The organism is Alteromonas australica (assembly GCF_000730385.1).
In the GTDB taxonomy this organism is placed as follows: Bacteria; Pseudomonadota; Gammaproteobacteria; order Enterobacterales; family Alteromonadaceae; genus Alteromonas; species Alteromonas australica.
In genome coordinates this window covers 1816980-1835086 of sequence record NZ_CP008849.1, presented here as the reverse complement: position 1 = coordinate 1835086, position 18107 = coordinate 1816980, and the positions used below count along the sequence as shown (strand labels likewise).

The window sequence follows — 18107 nt, the reverse complement described above, 5'->3', positions numbered from 1 at the left end:
AGCGATGTAGACGTACACGCTATGGGCGAAATAATGACAAAAATAAAAACCAATAAATAAAAAAGTAAGGCAAATTCGGCCGCTGAAAAGCGGCCTTTTTATTGCAACATTCATTGGTACTGGCTAACCGAAAAAACACGTTTCGCTAACTGGCCTGCTGATAACCTGACCGTAATTGAATATCAATGGCTTTAAGTACCGACGAACGGTTAATCGTCCCCAGTAAAACGCCGTCATCATCAACCACGGGATACACCCTGGGTTTATCGCGAATAAGTAACTGCGCTAACTCAATCACAGATAAGTAAGGCTTAATGGAGATCACTGGCGTTCGCATCATCTCTGATACCCGACAAATTTGTTCTCGATAATAACTTGAAGCAATCATCTGCGCGATGCAATCTTGCTCAGACAAAAAGCCAACCACCTTCCCTTTTTTATCAATAACTGGCCCGCCACTTTGCCCACTGATTAATAGCGCTTCTACAGCTTCAGCAACCGTCATCTCTGGATTCAATTTTACCGGATGCACATTCATATAGTCACTGACTTGCAACGATTCCATACATTTCTCCCTGCCGAAGCGCACATGGTTGTCGGTTACTGCTGGCAATGGCGTTACGGCACTGCATATTGTTAATATTATTTAGATATGAAGTTAAATTAACCTCACCTTTCAAGATTAGTCACAAATCTAATTTTCGGCTACTTTTTCCAGCATAAGGTTGGTGTAAATATGGTGTCTAGTGGATAAGTTTGGTAAACCACTACAGCCAGTGTACACTTCGCCTCAATATCTTTATTCAATTAAGCAATAGTAACGCAATGCACGAACCCTCTTTTCTCTGGTACGATTTTGAAACGTTTGGTACCAGCCCACAAAAAGACATGCCTTGCCAGTTTGCGGCAATTCGCACCGATAGCGATCTCAACATTATTGGTAAACCTATCAATATCATGAGTGCCATCGCGAATGATTACCTTCCCCATCCAGAAGCCTGTTTGGTCACGGGCATTACTCCGCAGCAAACCCTTCGGGATGGCAGTAATGAAGCCGATTTCGCTAAGCGCATTTACGAGGAAATGGCGACGCCCAACACGTGTAGTGTGGGGTTTAACAGCATTAGGTTTGATGATGAAGTTGCTCGTTTTCTGTTTTACCGAAACTTTTATGACCCCTATGCCAGAGAGTGGCGAAATGGCAATAGCCGCTGGGACATCATCGATGTCGCGAGAGCTTGCTATGCCTTGCGACCTGAGGGTATAAATTGGCCAACCAAAGAAGATGGCTCACCCAGTTTTAAACTTGAAGCGTTAACCCAAGCCAATAACATCAGCCACGAGAATGCCCACGACGCACTTAGTGACGTGTACGCCACCATTGCGCTGGCAAAGCTGATGAAAAACGCCCAGCCCAGGCTGTTTGAATATGCTTTCTCATTGCGTATTAAGCATAATGTATGGCAGCAAATTGACCTTACCAAGCCGTCTGTTTTGCTTCATATTTCGTCCAAACTCCCCGCTCGTCAGGGATGCTGCACCTGGATAATGCCAATTGCAAAGCACCCGACTAACGGCAATGCGGTGATTGCTATTGATTTATCAAAACCTGTGGATGGCCTACTGAATGACACCGCAGAAGAAATAAAAGCAAACCTTTACCGTTCACAAGAGGCGTTAGGACAATCGTCGCGGCCAGGATTAAAGCTTATTCATGTAAACCGTTCTCCTTTTGTCACCACGGCGAAGGCCATGACACAAGAGAATGCCGATAGACTGGGCTTAGACAGAGACACCTGTTTAGAAAACTACCGCCGCCTCTCTCAGCACACCGACCTCGCCCTAAAACTCTCAAAGGTGTTTGAAGACGGTGAGTTTGATGACGATCAAGATGTTGATCATGCTTTGTACAGTGGAGGTTTTTTAAACGACGAAGACAGACGTTGGTGTGAGCAGGTACTAGAGGCGACACCTGATGCCTTAGCTGCACTGAGTGATCAAACTCAGCACCCAAGATTGAAAAGCCAGCTATTTAGGTATCGGGCGAGAAATTTCCCTAACACCCTAACATTTGATGAAATGACCAAGTGGCAGCGCCACCGGCAAGCGCGCTTAACCGATGCCCAGTCACCGGCTTCAATCACGCTAGAGCCTTATATGCTGCGTTTAGAGCAGCTGGCTCAAGTACACAGTGATAACCCAGAAAAACAAGCCATACTGCGTGCACTTTATCAATATGCTGAAAACCTTTGACCTATTATCTTAAGGGCATTAAATTAGTCTTTCGTCTACCAAGGAAAGTAGCGAAGCCCGCCTACATAAATGGCATAAATTTGCTTAACGCGAACAAATGACATTCATGTGTGGCAAAGCCTAGCCGATAAACAAAGATAACAATGACGTTTGCTGTCCAAAGGAATTTAAGTAGTGATGAACGGCGTAACTATTAGCTTCGACAAAACAAGAACATATATCAATCTTTCGCTGTCCCCCTCAGAGTTTAATAAAGAGGTGGATGAACGGGCGATAAAGCTTGAATTAGAAAAAGGTGAAACTAAACGCTTATTTGTTTCAGACACGGCACTAAAGTCAGCCTGCGATACCGCAAACCACTATTTTAAAACTGGCGATGGCACTGTGGTTCAGGAACGTATTGGTGAACGGAAAAACGCGGAAGTCGTCTATCGCATTCCCGAAGACGGCATGTCTGCCAACTTAGTGCTTACCACGCCCTATGGCGGAAAGCTTCCCAGCTTAGGTACACTGAAATCCCTCGCATTAAAAAATAACATTCGCCGCGGTTTAGGCACAAAAATCATCCAATCTATGCTGAAAGAGGCGAAAACGGCCCCACCCGGCACCATAATAGAAAAAACTGTCGCGAAAGGCTTACCCGCAAGAAACGGGCGCTCATCTCGTTTCATTCCTTTGGTTCCCAACGCGTTAGAGCGCGTACTTCGCCCTCAAACAGGTGCAGGCGAACGCGTCGATATGCGCAATCTTGGGGAAGTCATTTGCGTAAAGGCAAATGTGCCCGTATTAAGACGGACTGAGCCTACACCAGGTCGCACCGGGTTTGATGTAAAAGGTAATTTGCTTGACCCTAAACCCGGTGAATGGGTGGAGTTTCGCCACGGGAAAGGTACCGCCCAGTCAGACAGCGATCAGAACATTCTCGTTTCCACCATTGCCGGTATGCCTAAATACCAAGACCAAACCATGAACATTGACGACACCTTCATATGTAGCGGCGTGAATGTAGGTACGGGGCATGTGACTTATGAAGGCGCAGTCTTGGTGAACGGTGACGTTACCGAAAAGATGGAAATTAAAGCGAAAGGCGATGTCACCATAAATGGTTTTGTAGAATCAGCACGCATTGAGTCTGACGGCGACATTATTATCACCGAAGGTGCCATGGGCAAAGTGAATGACAACCCCGGTGAATTTAACTGTCAGCTGATAGCCGCGGGTAGCGTTCATGTTCAACATGGACAAGGCATAGATATCCAGTGTGCAGGCAATATCACCATTGGCAGACAACTCGCTTACAGCAGGTTACGCTGCGCCGGATCGGTTACCGTGGGGAACATCGATAATCCGATGGGCAACCTATTTGCCTGCGACATTATCAGTCAAGATAAGGTCGAGGCAGGGACATTAGGGGCAATCTCTGGCAGCACACTACAAGTTGATTTTAGTCCTGGCTTTAATTTACTCATTGAGCGCAAAGAAGCATTAGACGAACTGCTTCGTCAAATCAGAGAAAATAATTCAAAGCACAAAGAAAAAATAAACATTCTTAAAAGCAAAAAGGTACCGAAAGAACTTAAAGCCAAAGTGGCTGATGCTTTGGAAATGTTTAACAATGAATCTGCCCTTTTAGAATGGATTGAAAGCAAAGTCCTCGAAGTCAAAGAAACCAAAGATAGATATCACTCTGATATAAAACTCATTGCCAACAAACGGCTATACCCTGGGGTTTCCGCTAAGTTAAACAATCGCGCGTGGCGGTCAGATAGAGAATACGACAGAAGCCGCGTTAAATTTGAAGGGCACCAATGGTCCTGCGAACCTATGATCTCTTAAGCGGTGTTGTTCAACTGGGGTTAGGTTTTAAAGCTAAAGGCGTGATATAAACTAACGCCCTATTCAGCAATGGCTAATTTACCGAACCCCAGTCGCTTCGATTGATAAAGCGCTTTGTGCGTGCGTTCAAACCAGTCAGGAAAGCCTTCGCCTTCTTTTAAGTCAGACAACCCCACCGCCACTGTCATATCTGCCTCGGTAATATCCCTATTGGCCGTAACGGCGGTAATTAGACGCTCGGCGAGGACTTCACCTTCTGCCAAATTGGTTTGTGGGCACAATACGGCAAATTGCTCACCTGAAAAGCGTGACACCACGTCAACCTCCCTCACCGTAGCCAAACAAACCGAAGCCAGTATTTTTAGCACTTGCTCACAATGTTGAGGGTCAGTCTCATGCCTTCTGTCTTTTGTGGGGATTAACTCAAGCACAATTAACGACGCCCGAGTATGAAATCGTAAAAAGCGTGAAATTTCTTCTTCCGCTTTTTGAATCATGTGATTACGATTATACAACCCGGTCAGCGAGTCATGGGCTGACAGAAATTCCAAGGTACGGTTTCTGTCTAATAGCGTGGTTTGCAAAGACTCAATTTCTGCATTTTTCTGTTTCATTAAGCGCTTGTATAGTGCCACCGTTCTATTGCGCCAAACTAGCCCTATCACCACAAGCAGCACAAACATCAGGGTCATGACCAGCTTCACATAATCCCGTTGATAGCGCACTTGTACATCGTTCCACTGACGGTATATCTCCACACGCTTAGTTTCTGGAATAATCGCAATAGCTTGATTAATAATGGGCAGAATATCGCTGATTGACTTGTTCACCCCAAAGCCAAGGGAGTCAAAAGGTTCGGCGTAGCCCACTATGGCAACATCCTGAATATTCTGATTATTAATGTGCGTATTCACGCTCATTAATGAGCCCACCATGACATCAAATTCGCCCTGCATTAATTGCAGCAACCCTTCACGCTCAGACTTAATCAATTTTAAGCGTAATTCCGGATAATAACGGGTAATGTACTCAACTTGTCGATAACCTTTTACAATACCCACAGAACGATTACCAATACCCGCATACCCTTGCAAAATAGGCGTTCCCTTTCTGGCGACCAAAATATTAGGGGCTTCAAAATAAGGGATAGAAAAATCTAAAAATTGCTTCCTAAAATCTGACACGTTAAGCATAGAAATCATCTGACACTTGCCCGCTTGCACAAACTCTAAACTTTCCTGCCAGCTCTCTGTAGGAACCAATTGAAAAGCGATACCTGTATAATCAGAAATTATTCGCATATAGTCGGCGGATATCCCTATATGCTGGCCGTTGCGAATAGCCTCGTAGGGTGCCCAGTCAGGATCCACGCAATAAGAAATGGTATTATCGGGGAGAATAGATGAGGTTGTATCAGAGGTTGGTGCTTGTGCAAGCTGTGCCGTGGCAAACGGCGACCACAGCAAACTGATAAACAAAACGCTAACGCTTAACCGCGCAATAAGATTCAAACAACACCACCCAAGGAATACTTACTTTTAAATTTTTATTGAGGCATCAGTATCTTTTGTTAAGCATTAAAATGCAACACGACCCTCTCTCGCATGCTCACGTTGCATGCAATTTCCAGCAAATTTCCCTATTTTAGTGTGAATATCCCTTCATGATAGCAGCACGTTTGCAAACATCAGTTTGCAGTTCTGTAAAACTTTGGTAAATGCTTTTCTCTTTTTCCCATCACGCTCGCCAACAGCGCGTGGAAAAGATGCGCATTTTTTCCCATCATTTTCATCAATACCGAAAATCTGGCAAATAGCATAGGCCTAATCTAAGACAAACGCCACCAAGGATGTACATAAAGTGCCAGTCTTTTTTACCTTGACCTCAACGCAACAAAAAACATCATTGATTCGTCAAGCAAACCAATGATGTTTATGATGAATTTCGTTATACGCTAACGTTAAAGCATTTCCACAGCCAAGGCGACACCTTCGCCACCACCAATGCATAAAGAGGCAATCCCTTTTCGTGCATTTTTTTGCTTTAATGCATGAAGTAACGTCACTAAGATTCTTGCCCCAGATGCGCCAATAGGATGACCAAGAGCACAGGCGCCTCCTTTAACATTCACTTTCTTTTCATCTAATTGTAACTGACGAATAGCCATCATAGTGACCATTGCGAACGCTTCGTTGATTTCGAACAAATCCACTTCTTCTTTAACCCAATTCGCTTTTTCTAAAACCTTCTTCATCGCCCCCACTGGCGCAAGTGTGAAATTTTCAGGTTCAATAGAATGGGTGGCATGAGCGACCACTTTCGCCAGTGGGGTTAACCCTAACTCAGCGGCTTTCGACTCACTCATCACCACCAATGCCGCCGCACCATCGGAGATAGAACTTGAATTGGCTGCGGTGACCGTACCGTCTTTGGTGAATGCCGGGCGCAATGTGGGTATTTTCTCAGGTCTGGCATTACCCGGGCCTTCATCGGTGTCTACCACCACGTCGCCTTTTCTAGTCTTAATAGTAACCTCGACTATTTCATCACTAAAGCCACCACTATTAATGGCTTCGTGAGCTTTAGACAACGAACTTAAGGCGAATTCATCCATATCTCCACGACTAATATTTTGTTCATCCGCCGTAGATTGAGCAAAGCAGCCCATTGCCTTTCCGTCGTAAGCGTTTTCCAGACCATCAAGCATCATATGATCGAGTACTTGGCCGTGGCCCATACGATAACCGCTTCGGGCTTTGGGCAATAAATACGGTGCATTACTCATACTTTCCATGCCGCCAGCGACAATACTTGTAGCACTGCCCGCTTTAATAAGGTCGTGAGCAAGCATGACTGCTTTAAGGCCTGAACCGCATACTTTATTGATAGTGGTTACACCAGCGCCAAGCGGCAGACCTGCGGCTAATGACGCTTGACGAGCAGGAGACTGTCCGAGACCAGCAGGCAGCACACAACCCATGATAACTTCGTCGATATTGTCGCCGCCAACCGATTCATACGCCGCTTTTATCGCCGTTGCACCAAGGTCGGTAGCAGTAACACCAGATAACGAGCCATTAAAGCCCCCCATTGGCGTACGTTTAGCCGCCACTATCACTACAGATTCTTCGCTCATTTTTAGCCCCTATTTTATTCAAATTCAGCTACTTAACTAAGTAGCTCTACACATGCGTATACAAATGTAGACACTCATTAATGTGGGAACTGCTCACCGCCCACATGAAAAATTGACGTTAGCAAAATGTTACTTTACCTTAACGTAAAATGTAATTAACGTTAACGTAAACCTCTCACAAACGTGTGTCAACAATCACTAACAGTGCAATTTAAAAACAGCGCTTGTTATTTGTACGAAAAAAGGTAGGTGCAATGATCACCCAAAATAATGAAGCCACCTATGCGATTGGTGAGCTAGCAAAAGAGTTTGATATTACGCCTCGTTCAATTCGCTTTTACGAAGAGCAAGGCCTGCTAAGCCCCAAAAGAACCGGACAAAACCGCATTTACGACAATAAAGATCGTGTGCGCTTAAAACTGATCCTGCGGGGCAAACGTCTTGGCTTTTCCCTGGCAGAAGTAAAAACACTGTTTGAAATGTACGACGCGAACCCAAATTCCGCGGTTCAACTTGAGGCCATGTTAGCCATGACAGAAAAAAAGCGGGCGGTACTACACCAGCAGCTTGAAGACATACAAATGCTAATGACGGAATTAGATGATGTAGAAGCACGTTGCCGCGAAGAACTCGAAGAACTAAAAAGAGGAAAAATTGCATGAACACTGCCTACCCTACCCTTAATTTTGGTTTAGGCGAAGAAATAGACATGCTGCGCCAGCACGTTTACCATTTTGCCAAAAGTGAAATTGCCCCCCTCGCTGAACACGCCGATACAAGCAATCAGTTTCCCAACGCCTTGTGGCCCAAATTAGGTGAAATGGGGCTATTGGGTGTCACAGTAAGTGAGCAATACGGTGGGGCAGACATGGGGTACCTAGCGCACACGGTGGCCATGGAAGAAGTCAGTCGAGCCTCTGCTGGTATAGGCTTAAGTTACGGTGCCCATTCAAATTTGTGCGTAAACCAGATTTTTAAAAACGGCAATGAACAACAAAAAGAAAAATACCTACCAAAGCTTGTCTCGGGGGAACACATAGGTGCCCTGGCCATGAGCGAACCTAACGCGGGCTCAGACGTAGTAAGTATGAAACTTCGTGCCGAAAAAAGGGGCGATAAATACATTTTAAACGGCAACAAAATGTGGATAACCAACGGCCCTGATGCTCATACCTTTGTCATTTATGCAAAAACCGATGTTAGCGCAGGTGCAAAAGGCATAACGGCCTTCATTGTAGAGCGCGACTTTGCAGGCTTTAGCCGTGCACAAAAGCTAGACAAATTAGGCATGCGCTCGTCAAACACCTGTGAACTTGTATTTGAAGACTGCGAAGTACCGGCCCAGAACATCTTGGGGCAAGAAGGAGAAGGCGTAAGAGTACTCATGAGCGGCTTAGATTACGAGCGGCTAGTACTGTCTGGCGGCCCTCTTGGCATCATGCAAGCGTGCATGGATATTGTGGTGCCCTATATTCACGATAGAGAGCAATTTGGACAGTCTATTGGCCAGTTTCAGTTGGTACAAGGCAAGGTTGCCGACATGTACACGCAAATGAACGCGGCGCGAGCCTACGTATACACGGTGGCGAAATCTTGTGACAGAGGGGAAACCACACGAAAAGATGCCGCCGGCGCCATTCTTTACGCCGCTGAACTCGCCACCAAAATAGCGCTAGATGCTATCCAGTTGCTCGGTGGCAATGGCTACATTAATGAATACCCCACAGGCCGGTTATTGCGAGACGCAAAGTTATATGAAATTGGCGCTGGCACGTCTGAAATTCGACGCATGCTCATAGGCCGAGAACTATTCAACGAATCGGCTTAATCCGGTTAATGCGCATTAAAACAAAAATAAAAACACACCGACACGACAGAAGCGATGTGAATTAAGGAGGGGGCATGCCCGTTCTACAATCCAAAATTAATGTGAAATCCGATGGGTTTGCAAACAACGCACAGCATATGCAAACCTTAGTCGACGATTTAACAAACAAAGTAAGCACCATTAAAAAAGGCGGAGGCGAAAGTGCCGCCGAGCGCCATCTAGCAAGGGGGAAATTGCTTCCCCGAGACAGAATAAACGTATTGTTAGATGCCGACACACCCTTTTTAGAAATTGGCCAACTTGCCGCATGGGAAGTTTATGACGACTACGTCCCTTGCGCAGGCGTTGTGGCCGGTATTGGGCAAATTCACGGTACTTTGTGCATGATTGTGGCTAACGATGCCACGGTAAAAGGGGGCACCTACTATCCCCTAACAGTGAAAAAGCATTTACGCGCACAAACGATTGCCGAACAAAATCACCTACCCTGCATCTATTTAGTGGATTCAGGTGGTGCAAACCTGCCCCGACAAGACGACGTATTTCCAGATAAAGAACATTTTGGTCGCATTTTCTTTAATCAAGCCAACATGTCTGCCAATAACATTCCACAAATAGCAGTAGTAATGGGGTCTTGTACCGCTGGGGGGGCTTATGTGCCGGCCATGGCTGATGAGAGTATTATTGTAAAAGAACAAGCCACTATCTTCCTGGGCGGCCCGCCACTGGTAAAAGCGGCCACAGGCGAAGTAGTCACCGCAGAAGAGCTTGGTGGCGGCGACGTCCATACCCGTATTTCAGGGGTAGCCGATCACCTAGCCAACAATGATCATCACGCCTTACAGTTGGCAAGAGACGCAGTGGCAAGACTCAATAGAGATACCCAGCATAGCCTGCCCCCAAAGCCTGCGGTTTGCCCGCGTTATCAGGCCTCAGAAATTTACGGCATAGTGCCATCAGATAGCAGGCAAACCTATGATGTACGAGAAGTTATCGCCCGCATTGTGGATGATTCTCAATTTGATGAGTTTAAACCCCTCTACGGCACCACCCTAGTGTGTGGTTTTGCCGATATTTTTGGCTACCCTGTCGGCATTGTTGCGAACAACGGCATATTGTTTGGTGAAAGCGCGCTAAAAGGTGCTCACTTTGTCGAACTATGTGCAATGCGAAAAATTCCTTTGGTTTTTTTACAAAATATCACCGGCTTCATGGTAGGCAAGCAGTATGAGCACGGCGGTATAGCCAAACACGGAGCAAAAATGGTCACCGCGGTTGCTTGCGCCAATGTCCCCAAACTGACTGTCATAATTGGCGGCAGTTTTGGTGCCGGGAACTATGGCATGTGTGGCCGCGCCTACGACCCTCGCTTTCTATTTATGTGGCCAAATGCTCGCATTTCGGTCATGGGAGGCGAGCAAGCTGCTGGCGTACTTGCGCAGGTAAAAGCCGATCAAAAAGCCCGTGAAGGCACACCTTGGAGTCAAGAGGAGCAAAACCGCTTTAAGCAGCCTATTCTTGATAACTACGAAAAACAGGGACACCCCTACTATGCCTCAGCACGCTTATGGGACGACGGTGTCATCGACCCCGCTGACACCCGAACCGTATTAGGCCTCTCTTTAGCCTCTGCGCTTAACCGCCCCATTGAAGACACCAAGTTTGGTGTTTTTCGAATGTAGTGTTTTTCGAATAAAGTGTAAGGAGAATCAAAATGCACCAAGACGTTACCTATGAAGTTGATCAAAGGCAGGTTGCACTTATCACGCTTAACCGTGCAGAGAAACACAATGCATTTAACGACGCCATGATAAGCACCCTAACCCACTATTTCGAGAAAGCCGCACAAGATAGCCAGGTTAGAGCGGTCGTGCTTAAGGCGGAAGGCAAAAGTTTTAGCGCCGGGGCCGATGCGCAATGGATGAAGAAAATGGCCAGCTACAGCGAGCAAGAAAACCATGCTGATGCCATGAAGTTAGCCACTATGCTGCATACCCTTTACAGCTTGCCTAAAACCACCATAGCACGGGTACAAGGGGCGGCATTTGGCGGTGCCGTAGGCCTGATTGCCTGTTGTGACATTGCCATAGGCAGCAAGTTAAGTAAGTTTTGTTTAAGTGAAGTGAAAATTGGGCTTATTCCCGCCACCATTAGCCCCTATGTCATCGAAGCAATGGGCACTCGGGTTTGTCGACGTTACTTTCAAACCGCAGAAGTATTTTCGGCTAGACGCGCCCGCCGCCTGGGTTTATTAAGCGAATCCGTAACCGAAGACGAGCTAGACAGCACCATAGATCACATTATCCACGGGCTATTAAAAAATGGCCCGCAAGCCGTTAGCCAAGCAAAATCCTTGGTGGAGTTTGTGGCGAATAAGCCTATTAATGAAACCTTAATGAATGAAACAAGCCAGCGCATTGCAAAAGTGCGGGTGTCAGAAGAAGGGCAAGAAGGCCTGTCAGCCTTTTTAGAGAAGCGCGTTGCCCGTTGGCAGGAGCAATAACCATGATAAAAAAACTACTCATTGCAAACCGTGGTGAAATTGCCTGCCGCGTAATCAAAACGGCAAAACAACTGGGTATACAGACCGTGGCGGTTTATTCACAGGCAGACTGCAACGCCATGCACGTTAACATGGCAGACGAAGCGGTGTTATTGGGCCCTGCCCCTTCAAAAGACAGTTACCTGAAGTATGAAGCCATTATTTCCCATGCCAAAAACTTAAGGGTAGACGCCATTCACCCTGGGTACGGTTTTTTATCTGAAAATGCTGATTTTGCACAACAATGTGAAGCCAACAACCTTGTGTTTGTTGGCCCGCCCGCCAGTGCAATACAAGCCATGGGCTCGAAGTCAGCGGCAAAGCGTATTATGGAAGAGGCAGGCGTACCTTTGGTGCCTGGTTACCATGGCGATGATCAAACTCCCGCAACGCTTAAGAAAGCAGCCGATGACATGGGCTACCCTGTATTACTGAAAGCGGCAGCAGGAGGCGGCGGCAAAGGCATGCGTCAAATTTGGCATGAAGACGAGTTTTACCCAGCGCTGCAAGCCGCTAAACGGGAATCTATGGCCAGCTTTGGCGACGATCACATGTTGGTAGAAAAATACCTTACTCGCCCCCGACACGTTGAAATACAAGTTTTTTGCGATACCTTTGGTCAGGGTGTCTACCTCTTTGAGCGGGATTGCTCGGTACAACGCAGACATCAGAAAATTATTGAAGAAGCACCGGCGCCCAATATGCCCGAAGGTGTGCGTGAACAAATGGGCGAAGCCGCGCTAAAAGCCGCTAGTGCAATTCACTATGTAGGCGCAGGTACCGTGGAGTTTCTACTGGATGACGACGGTGCCTTTTATTTCATGGAGATGAACACCCGTTTGCAAGTTGAGCACCCCGTTACCGAAATGATCACCGGTGAAGATTTGGTCGCTTGGCAATTACAGGTTGCCGACAAAAAGCCACTGCCCAAAACGCAAGCAGAATTGAAATGCCAAGGGCATGCATTTGAAGCGCGTATTTACGCAGAAGATGCGGACAACGACTTTCTGCCTTCCACAGGTCATTTAGCCCTGTTAAAGCCCCCCGCCACCAATGCCTTTATTCGGGTGGATACTGGGGTGACACAGGGCGACGATGTTTCTGTGTATTACGACCCCATGATCGCCAAATTGGTGGTGTGGGGAGAAAACCGAGAATTAGCGTTAAGCCGTTTGTATCAAGCCCTAGGGGATTACCATATTAGCGGCGCGACCACTAACATTCCCTTTTTACGCAAGGTCGCCAATAGTCAGGCGTTTAAACAAGCCGAGCTTACGACCACCTTTATAGAGAAATTCGCGGATCAATTAACTTTTGACGAAAGCGAATCACGTGGGCTTCCATTACCCGCCATGGCACTTTACGTTTTGTTAGACAGAGCCTCCAACGAAAAAATGGGGCGACACGTTAGCGAACGCGATCACACCTCCCCTTGGCAACAACTGGGCACATGGCGGGCGAATTCCACCTATGAAGAAACCCTGTCTCTTGAAGTAAATAACCACACTATTCGTGTTGAAGTGCAACATATCAAGCGCTTAACCGTGACTGAGCCGCGCCAGTGGCGTATCAAGTTACCTGAACAAGAGGTTGTTGTATCAGGCTCGCTCAATGGCAACACCTTGCAGGCCACCATTGGTGAAGTGAAATCGGCGTTTACGGTGGTCAAGCATAATTCACAATTTAGCCTGTTAAATGCAGGGATATGTACTAACTTTCAACTTATACCCCCTGATTTAGGGCTGGATGGTAGCGACAGTAAAGATACGAATACAACAGCACCAATGAACGGTACGATTGTGGCGCATCTGGTTCCCCCCGAAGAGCATGTAAAGCGGGGCGACCCCTTGTTAATAATGGAAGCGATGAAAATGGAACACACTATCACCGCCCCTAGTGATGGAAAAGTAGACGAGTATTATTATGCGGTAGGCGAGTTAGTTGATGGCGGTGCAGCCCTGTTTGCATTTACGCCACATACAACCGATTAGGAGCTAAACTATGTTGCCTAAGCAAGTGAGGATTGTGGAAGTGGGGCCAAGAGATGGCCTGCAAAATGAGAAAAGCCCATTTTCTGTTGAGCACAAAATTAACCTGATTAATCTACTCTCTCAAAGTGGGTTGAGTTACATTGAGGGGGGCAGTTTTGTCTCTCCTAAATGGGTGCCACAGATGGCTAACTCAGCACAAGTGTTTACCCATATAGACAGAGTTGAAGGTGTCACCTATTCAGCGCTTACACCGAATACCCAAGGCTTTGAAGACGCGTTAGACAGTGGTGTAGATGAAGTCGCCATATTCGGCTCGGCATCAGAGCGCTTTTCGCAAAAAAACATCAACTGTTCCGTAGACGAAAGCCTTGACCGGTTTGCGCCTGTCATCGAGCTAGCCAAGCGGTATGAATTACCCGTAAGGGGCTATGTTTCATGTGTGATGGGCTGCCCTTATGAAGGGGATATTCCCCCAGAAAATGTGGCGCATATTGCACGGCGCTTACACGACATGGGGTGTTACGAAATTTCCTTGGGCGACACCATTGGCGTTGGCACACCCACGCAAACCAAGCATATGCTCGACGCCGTGGGCAAGCAGGTTCCTATGGCCAATATTGGTATACACTTTCACGATACCTATGGGCAGGCTCTAGCTAACATTTATGCCGCCCTTGATTACGGCATTGCCAGTATTGACAGCGCCATAGCAGGGTTAGGCGGGTGCCCATATGCCAATGGCGCCAGCGGAAATGTGGCTACGGAAGATTTACTTTATATGCTTAACGGCATGGCAATAGACACTGGCGTCAACATGGATTTGCTCTTAAAAGCCTCAGCGTTTGTGTCTGAAATAACCCAACGCCCGGTAGAATCAAAAGTCGCAAACGCTTTGCTAAACGGATAATTCCCGTCAACGCGCTTCTGGGCAACGTAAAAGTGATGCTGTACCACAGCATCACTTTTCTTTAGGCAATAAAATTGTACTGATGATGGCCACCACCAGCATAGCGGCCATAATATACACAACAGAGAAGGTCAAAACCGACGAAAGAAACGCGTACAACCCGCCAAATGCCAGCAGTATCAGCCCTATGGCGGTATTGGAAAACCCGACTAATTCTGTGCGACCTTGCCCCTCTTTCACGTCTAAACTGTAGGTTTTTCTGCCGGTTCTCACCCCAGCGTGAGCAACAGACAAAACAAAAAAGAGTAATGCTGAAAACCACAAACCATTAGGGTTAAATACAAGCAATGCCACGCACGCGCTTAACGCCAATATACCGGCTATCTGCAAGGTGCTTCTCGCGCTTTTATCAGCGACCTTTCCCCATAAAAAAGACGACAATAACGCGGCCAATGCTTGTGCGGCCAGATACACGGGCAACAAGGAAGTGGCCTTTTGATCGCTCTCAAGCATAAAATAAGGTGCCACTAATGCCGAATGAACAAACAACCCTCTTACTGCAATAAAGGTGTAAACCGTTCTATCAAAATTAACACTTAATAGCCGGCGATTTTCATCATCGCTCCCTTCTTGGCCCTTGTTATTGTCCTCGGCTTTCACATAGGTTTTAACAGGCAGTAAACAAAGAAGCGTGATGATAAACGACACGCTAGACCCTGCAACCAATCCAATCACCGCATAGTTTTGCAACGCTTGTTGGTAATAAACTAATGGCACCGCCACACACAATGTCATTAAACCTGACGCCGTTGAAGCAATGCCCACCAGCCTGCCCCGTTCCCCTTTTTCTGCGACATCGGCTTCCATATCTTTAATGGTAAGAGAACACGCCGAACGGCCTATGCTTAAGGCAACAAGCGCCGTTAGCACAACGGCGCCCGCAGCCACACCACTTAGCACTAAGGCGGCAAGCAAGGTGGTGGTAATGGCGCAAATTTGTAAGGCCATTCCAAGGCGCCATACATGATGACGAGCTTCGTGTTTACGTAAATAAACGCCAATAAAAGCTTGTGGTAACAGTGCGCCAGACTCGCGAATAGGCACCAACCAGGCCACCATCCATACGGGTGCAGAAAGGGAAAGCAACAATGCGGGCAAGGTGGTTTTTGCGGATGCCAATAAATCCGCGAGTTTGTTAAAAGCCAGCGCTAGAATTAAACGACGCTTATTATTTGCCATTGGGTGTAGGCTCTCCGACTGGGCAATAAGATATACTCAACCACAAAAAAGGGCCGTTTTCACGACCCTTTTTGCATTTACATCCACATTGTTAAAGTCACCAGCAAAATTTAGATCACTTTTTAATCTAACCACTTTACCCCTCTGATTTTAACGCTATCGGTTGCTAACCCTGGGGGTTCACAACGTAGCAGCACATGAAGGCTAACTTTGGTTTTCAATCACCGTTTTCAAATTCTCTAACCCCATTTCAAAATCGGGACCAATTAAACCATCAATCATGAGTACAAAATAACGATCAACCGGGTTCATGCCTACCTCGCCTTCATCGGTCCAGGTCACCAAGGTGCCTTCTTCCGTGGGCGTAAGCGATACAGAACCTGTGGATCCCATATCAAAATCGGGAAAATACAGTCTATACTCCACATTTTTGTTATGTACTAGCTGGGTAATTTCCATTTCACCATTGCCTTCTGTGGCACTTTGCCACACAGAACGCATACCAATTGCTCTGTCTGGGCCACTGTAGTCAATGACCATGTTTGGATCCCGTTTAAACCAAACACCCCATTTTTGCCACGCTTTTAAATCCACCACTTCAGGATAAACTTCACTGGGGTTGGCTTTAATAAGAATGCGACGTTCCACACTGTATTCACTGGGCAAGAAGAAACCAATAACACAGACAATCACGATTAACGCACCTATGCCTATTAAGAGCTTTTTTAAAAACGCCATCTAGTTCTCCACTGGTAGTTAAAGAGTTGCTATCGCATCAAACATAACATTTAATTAACAAACTTAGTAGCCCTGGTTAAAGTTGAGAATGATTATTCTTAACTACAGCCTTGTGTTTCACATTATATGGAAACGTTTCCCACATTTCGGCGACGATCACGATTATTTTACATACGTATGCAAAACCCCATGGCATTCTAATTATTCTTGTGTAATATGAAGTTAGGTTATCTACAAGCCAAGTGTCAGGGTTTACATACCATCCCCTGTCATGCTTTCTTGGCACCTATTCAAACAGAGCTTAAGCTCGCCGACACTGCAGTTTTGTGTCTCAATGATGGAGAAATAAGATATGGCAGATAACAGTTCACGCTATATCAGTAACTTGACTCGCGATACCTACGCGCTCATCTTAGCTGGCGGTAAGGGGTCTAGACTGCATGAACTGACCACATGGCGCGCAAAACCGGCGCTTTATTTTGGCGGTAAATTTAGAATTATCGACTTCCCACTCTCTAATTGCATTAATTCAGGTATTCGACGGGTTGGTGTAGTCACCCAATATAAATCACACTCGCTTATTCGACACCTTGTACGCGGCTGGGGGCACTTCAAAAAAGAACTCGGTGAATCAGTAGAAATACTCCCCGCGTCTCAACGATTTTCCGATAGCTGGTATGAAGGCACCGCAGACGCAGTTTTTCAAAACATTGATATTATCCGCGACGAGTTACCTAAGTACGTTATGATTTTGTCTGGCGACCATATTTACCGAATGGACTATGGCGCCATGCTGGCGCACCACAAAGAATCTGGTGCGAAAATGACCGTCTCCTGTATGTCGGTTCCCATTGAAGAAGCCGCAGGCGCATTCGGGGTAATGTCAGTAGATGAAAACCTTCGTATTAATGGCTTTCAAGAAAAACCCGAACACCCTGCTCCTTTGCCCAACGACGACACCCGATGCCTAGCCTCAATGGGCAATTACGTATTCGACACCGAATTTTTATTCGAGCAACTACGCAGAGACGCGGAAACCTCAGGCTCACAGCGTGACTTTGGTAAGGATATTATTCCTTCCATTATTAAAGACCACCCTGTTTATGCCTTCCCGTTTGAAAGCAGTGGCGGCGATAATGCCTATTGGCGCGACGTAGGCACCATCGACTCCTTCTGGGAAGCCAATATGGAAATGGTTGCGCCCGTGCCACAGCTCAATCTCTACGATCAAAAGTGGCCGATTTGGACTTACCAAGAGCAACTTCCCCCGGCGAAGTTTGTGTGGGAAGACCACGACAGGCGCGGTGAAGCTATTAACTCAGTGGTGTCTGGAGGCTGTATTATTTCAGGCTCAACATTGCGTGCGTCCATCTGTTTTTCAAATGTACGTGTCCACTCCTATGGCCTAATTGAAGATGCGGTTATTCTTCCTGATGTTGAGATTATGCGCCACTGCAAGCTTAAAAAGGTGATTATCGACCGAGGCTGCACCGTACCCGAGGGCACTGTCATTGGCTACGATCATGACGCAGACAGGGCAAGAGGATTCAGAGTATCTGAAAAAGGCGTGGTATTGGTTACCCGTGAAATGCTTGGCCAACCTGTGGGTGGCTTAGCCGCCGTGTAATGAGCAATAA

The 18107-nt window shown here is 46.6% G+C and carries 14 protein-coding genes; 9 read left to right on the top strand and 5 right to left on the bottom strand.

The window, feature by feature from the left end; translation table 11 throughout:
* Positions 1-145: 145 nt before the first annotated feature.
* Positions 146-565 (bottom strand): CBS domain-containing protein, encoded by a 420-nt coding sequence (locus tag EP13_RS08145; protein ID WP_044056861.1) that lies wholly within the window; start codon positions 563-565, stop codon positions 146-148.
* A gap of 260 nt (positions 566-825) precedes the next feature.
* Here EP13_RS08145 and sbcB point away from each other — a divergent pair, with 260 nt between their 5' ends.
* Together sbcB and EP13_RS08135 are read left to right on the top strand one after the other, a co-directional pair.
* Positions 826-2253, top strand: a complete 1428-nt coding sequence (gene sbcB, locus EP13_RS08140; RefSeq protein WP_044056860.1) for an exodeoxyribonuclease I — start codon at positions 826-828, stop codon at positions 2251-2253.
* A gap of 177 nt (positions 2254-2430) precedes the next feature.
* A complete protein-coding gene (locus EP13_RS08135) occupies positions 2431-4089 on the top strand; it encodes a DUF342 domain-containing protein (RefSeq protein ID WP_044056859.1) in 1659 nt (552 codons plus the stop codon).
* Between the two features lie 59 nt (positions 4090-4148).
* On the opposite strand, the gene EP13_RS08130 is transcribed toward EP13_RS08135, so the two are convergent.
* Positions 4149-5600: a diguanylate cyclase gene (locus EP13_RS08130; protein ID WP_156026742.1), complete on the bottom strand. Its 1452-nt coding sequence runs from the start codon at positions 5598-5600 to the stop codon at positions 4149-4151.
* 449 nt (positions 5601-6049) lie between these two features.
* Positions 6050-7225 (bottom strand): thiolase family protein, encoded by a 1176-nt coding sequence (locus EP13_RS08125; protein WP_044056858.1) that lies wholly within the window; start codon positions 7223-7225, stop codon positions 6050-6052.
* A gap of 254 nt (positions 7226-7479) precedes the next feature.
* Here EP13_RS08125 and EP13_RS08120 point away from each other — a divergent pair, with 254 nt between their 5' ends.
* From EP13_RS08120 to EP13_RS08095, 6 genes are all read left to right on the top strand, one after another.
* A complete protein-coding gene (locus EP13_RS08120; RefSeq protein ID WP_044056857.1) occupies positions 7480-7887 on the top strand; it encodes a MerR family transcriptional regulator in 408 nt (135 codons plus the stop codon).
* On the top strand, positions 7884-9053 hold the full coding sequence (locus tag EP13_RS08115) for an isovaleryl-CoA dehydrogenase (protein ID WP_044056856.1): 1170 nt from the start codon (positions 7884-7886) through the stop codon (positions 9051-9053). Before EP13_RS08120 ends, EP13_RS08115 begins: the two co-directional genes overlap by 4 nt.
* A 74-nt stretch (positions 9054-9127) precedes the next feature.
* Complete coding sequence (locus EP13_RS08110; protein WP_044056855.1) at positions 9128-10735, top strand: carboxyl transferase domain-containing protein; 1608 nt, start codon at positions 9128-9130, stop codon at positions 10733-10735.
* Between the two features lie 32 nt (positions 10736-10767).
* Positions 10768-11556 (top strand): enoyl-CoA hydratase/isomerase family protein, encoded by a 789-nt coding sequence (locus EP13_RS08105; RefSeq protein WP_044056854.1) that lies wholly within the window; start codon positions 10768-10770, stop codon positions 11554-11556.
* Between the two features lie 2 nt (positions 11557-11558).
* Positions 11559-13586, top strand: a complete 2028-nt coding sequence (locus tag EP13_RS08100; RefSeq protein WP_044056853.1) for an acetyl/propionyl/methylcrotonyl-CoA carboxylase subunit alpha — start codon at positions 11559-11561, stop codon at positions 13584-13586.
* 10 nt (positions 13587-13596) lie between these two features.
* Positions 13597-14493, top strand: a complete 897-nt coding sequence (locus tag EP13_RS08095) for a hydroxymethylglutaryl-CoA lyase (protein ID WP_044056852.1) — start codon at positions 13597-13599, stop codon at positions 14491-14493.
* A 51-nt stretch (positions 14494-14544) separates the two neighbouring features.
* Here EP13_RS08095 and EP13_RS08090 read toward each other — a convergent pair whose 3' ends face one another.
* Positions 14545-15732, bottom strand: coding sequence for an MFS transporter (locus EP13_RS08090; protein ID WP_044056851.1), 1188 nt, complete (start codon positions 15730-15732; stop codon positions 14545-14547).
* A 204-nt stretch (positions 15733-15936) separates the two neighbouring features.
* A complete protein-coding gene (locus EP13_RS08085) occupies positions 15937-16470 on the bottom strand; it encodes an SRPBCC family protein (RefSeq protein WP_044056850.1) in 534 nt (177 codons plus the stop codon).
* A 352-nt stretch (positions 16471-16822) separates the two neighbouring features.
* Here EP13_RS08085 and glgC point away from each other — a divergent pair, with 352 nt between their 5' ends.
* Positions 16823-18097, top strand: a complete 1275-nt coding sequence (gene glgC, locus EP13_RS08080; RefSeq protein ID WP_044056849.1) for a glucose-1-phosphate adenylyltransferase — start codon at positions 16823-16825, stop codon at positions 18095-18097.
* Positions 18098-18107 lie beyond the last annotated feature (10 nt).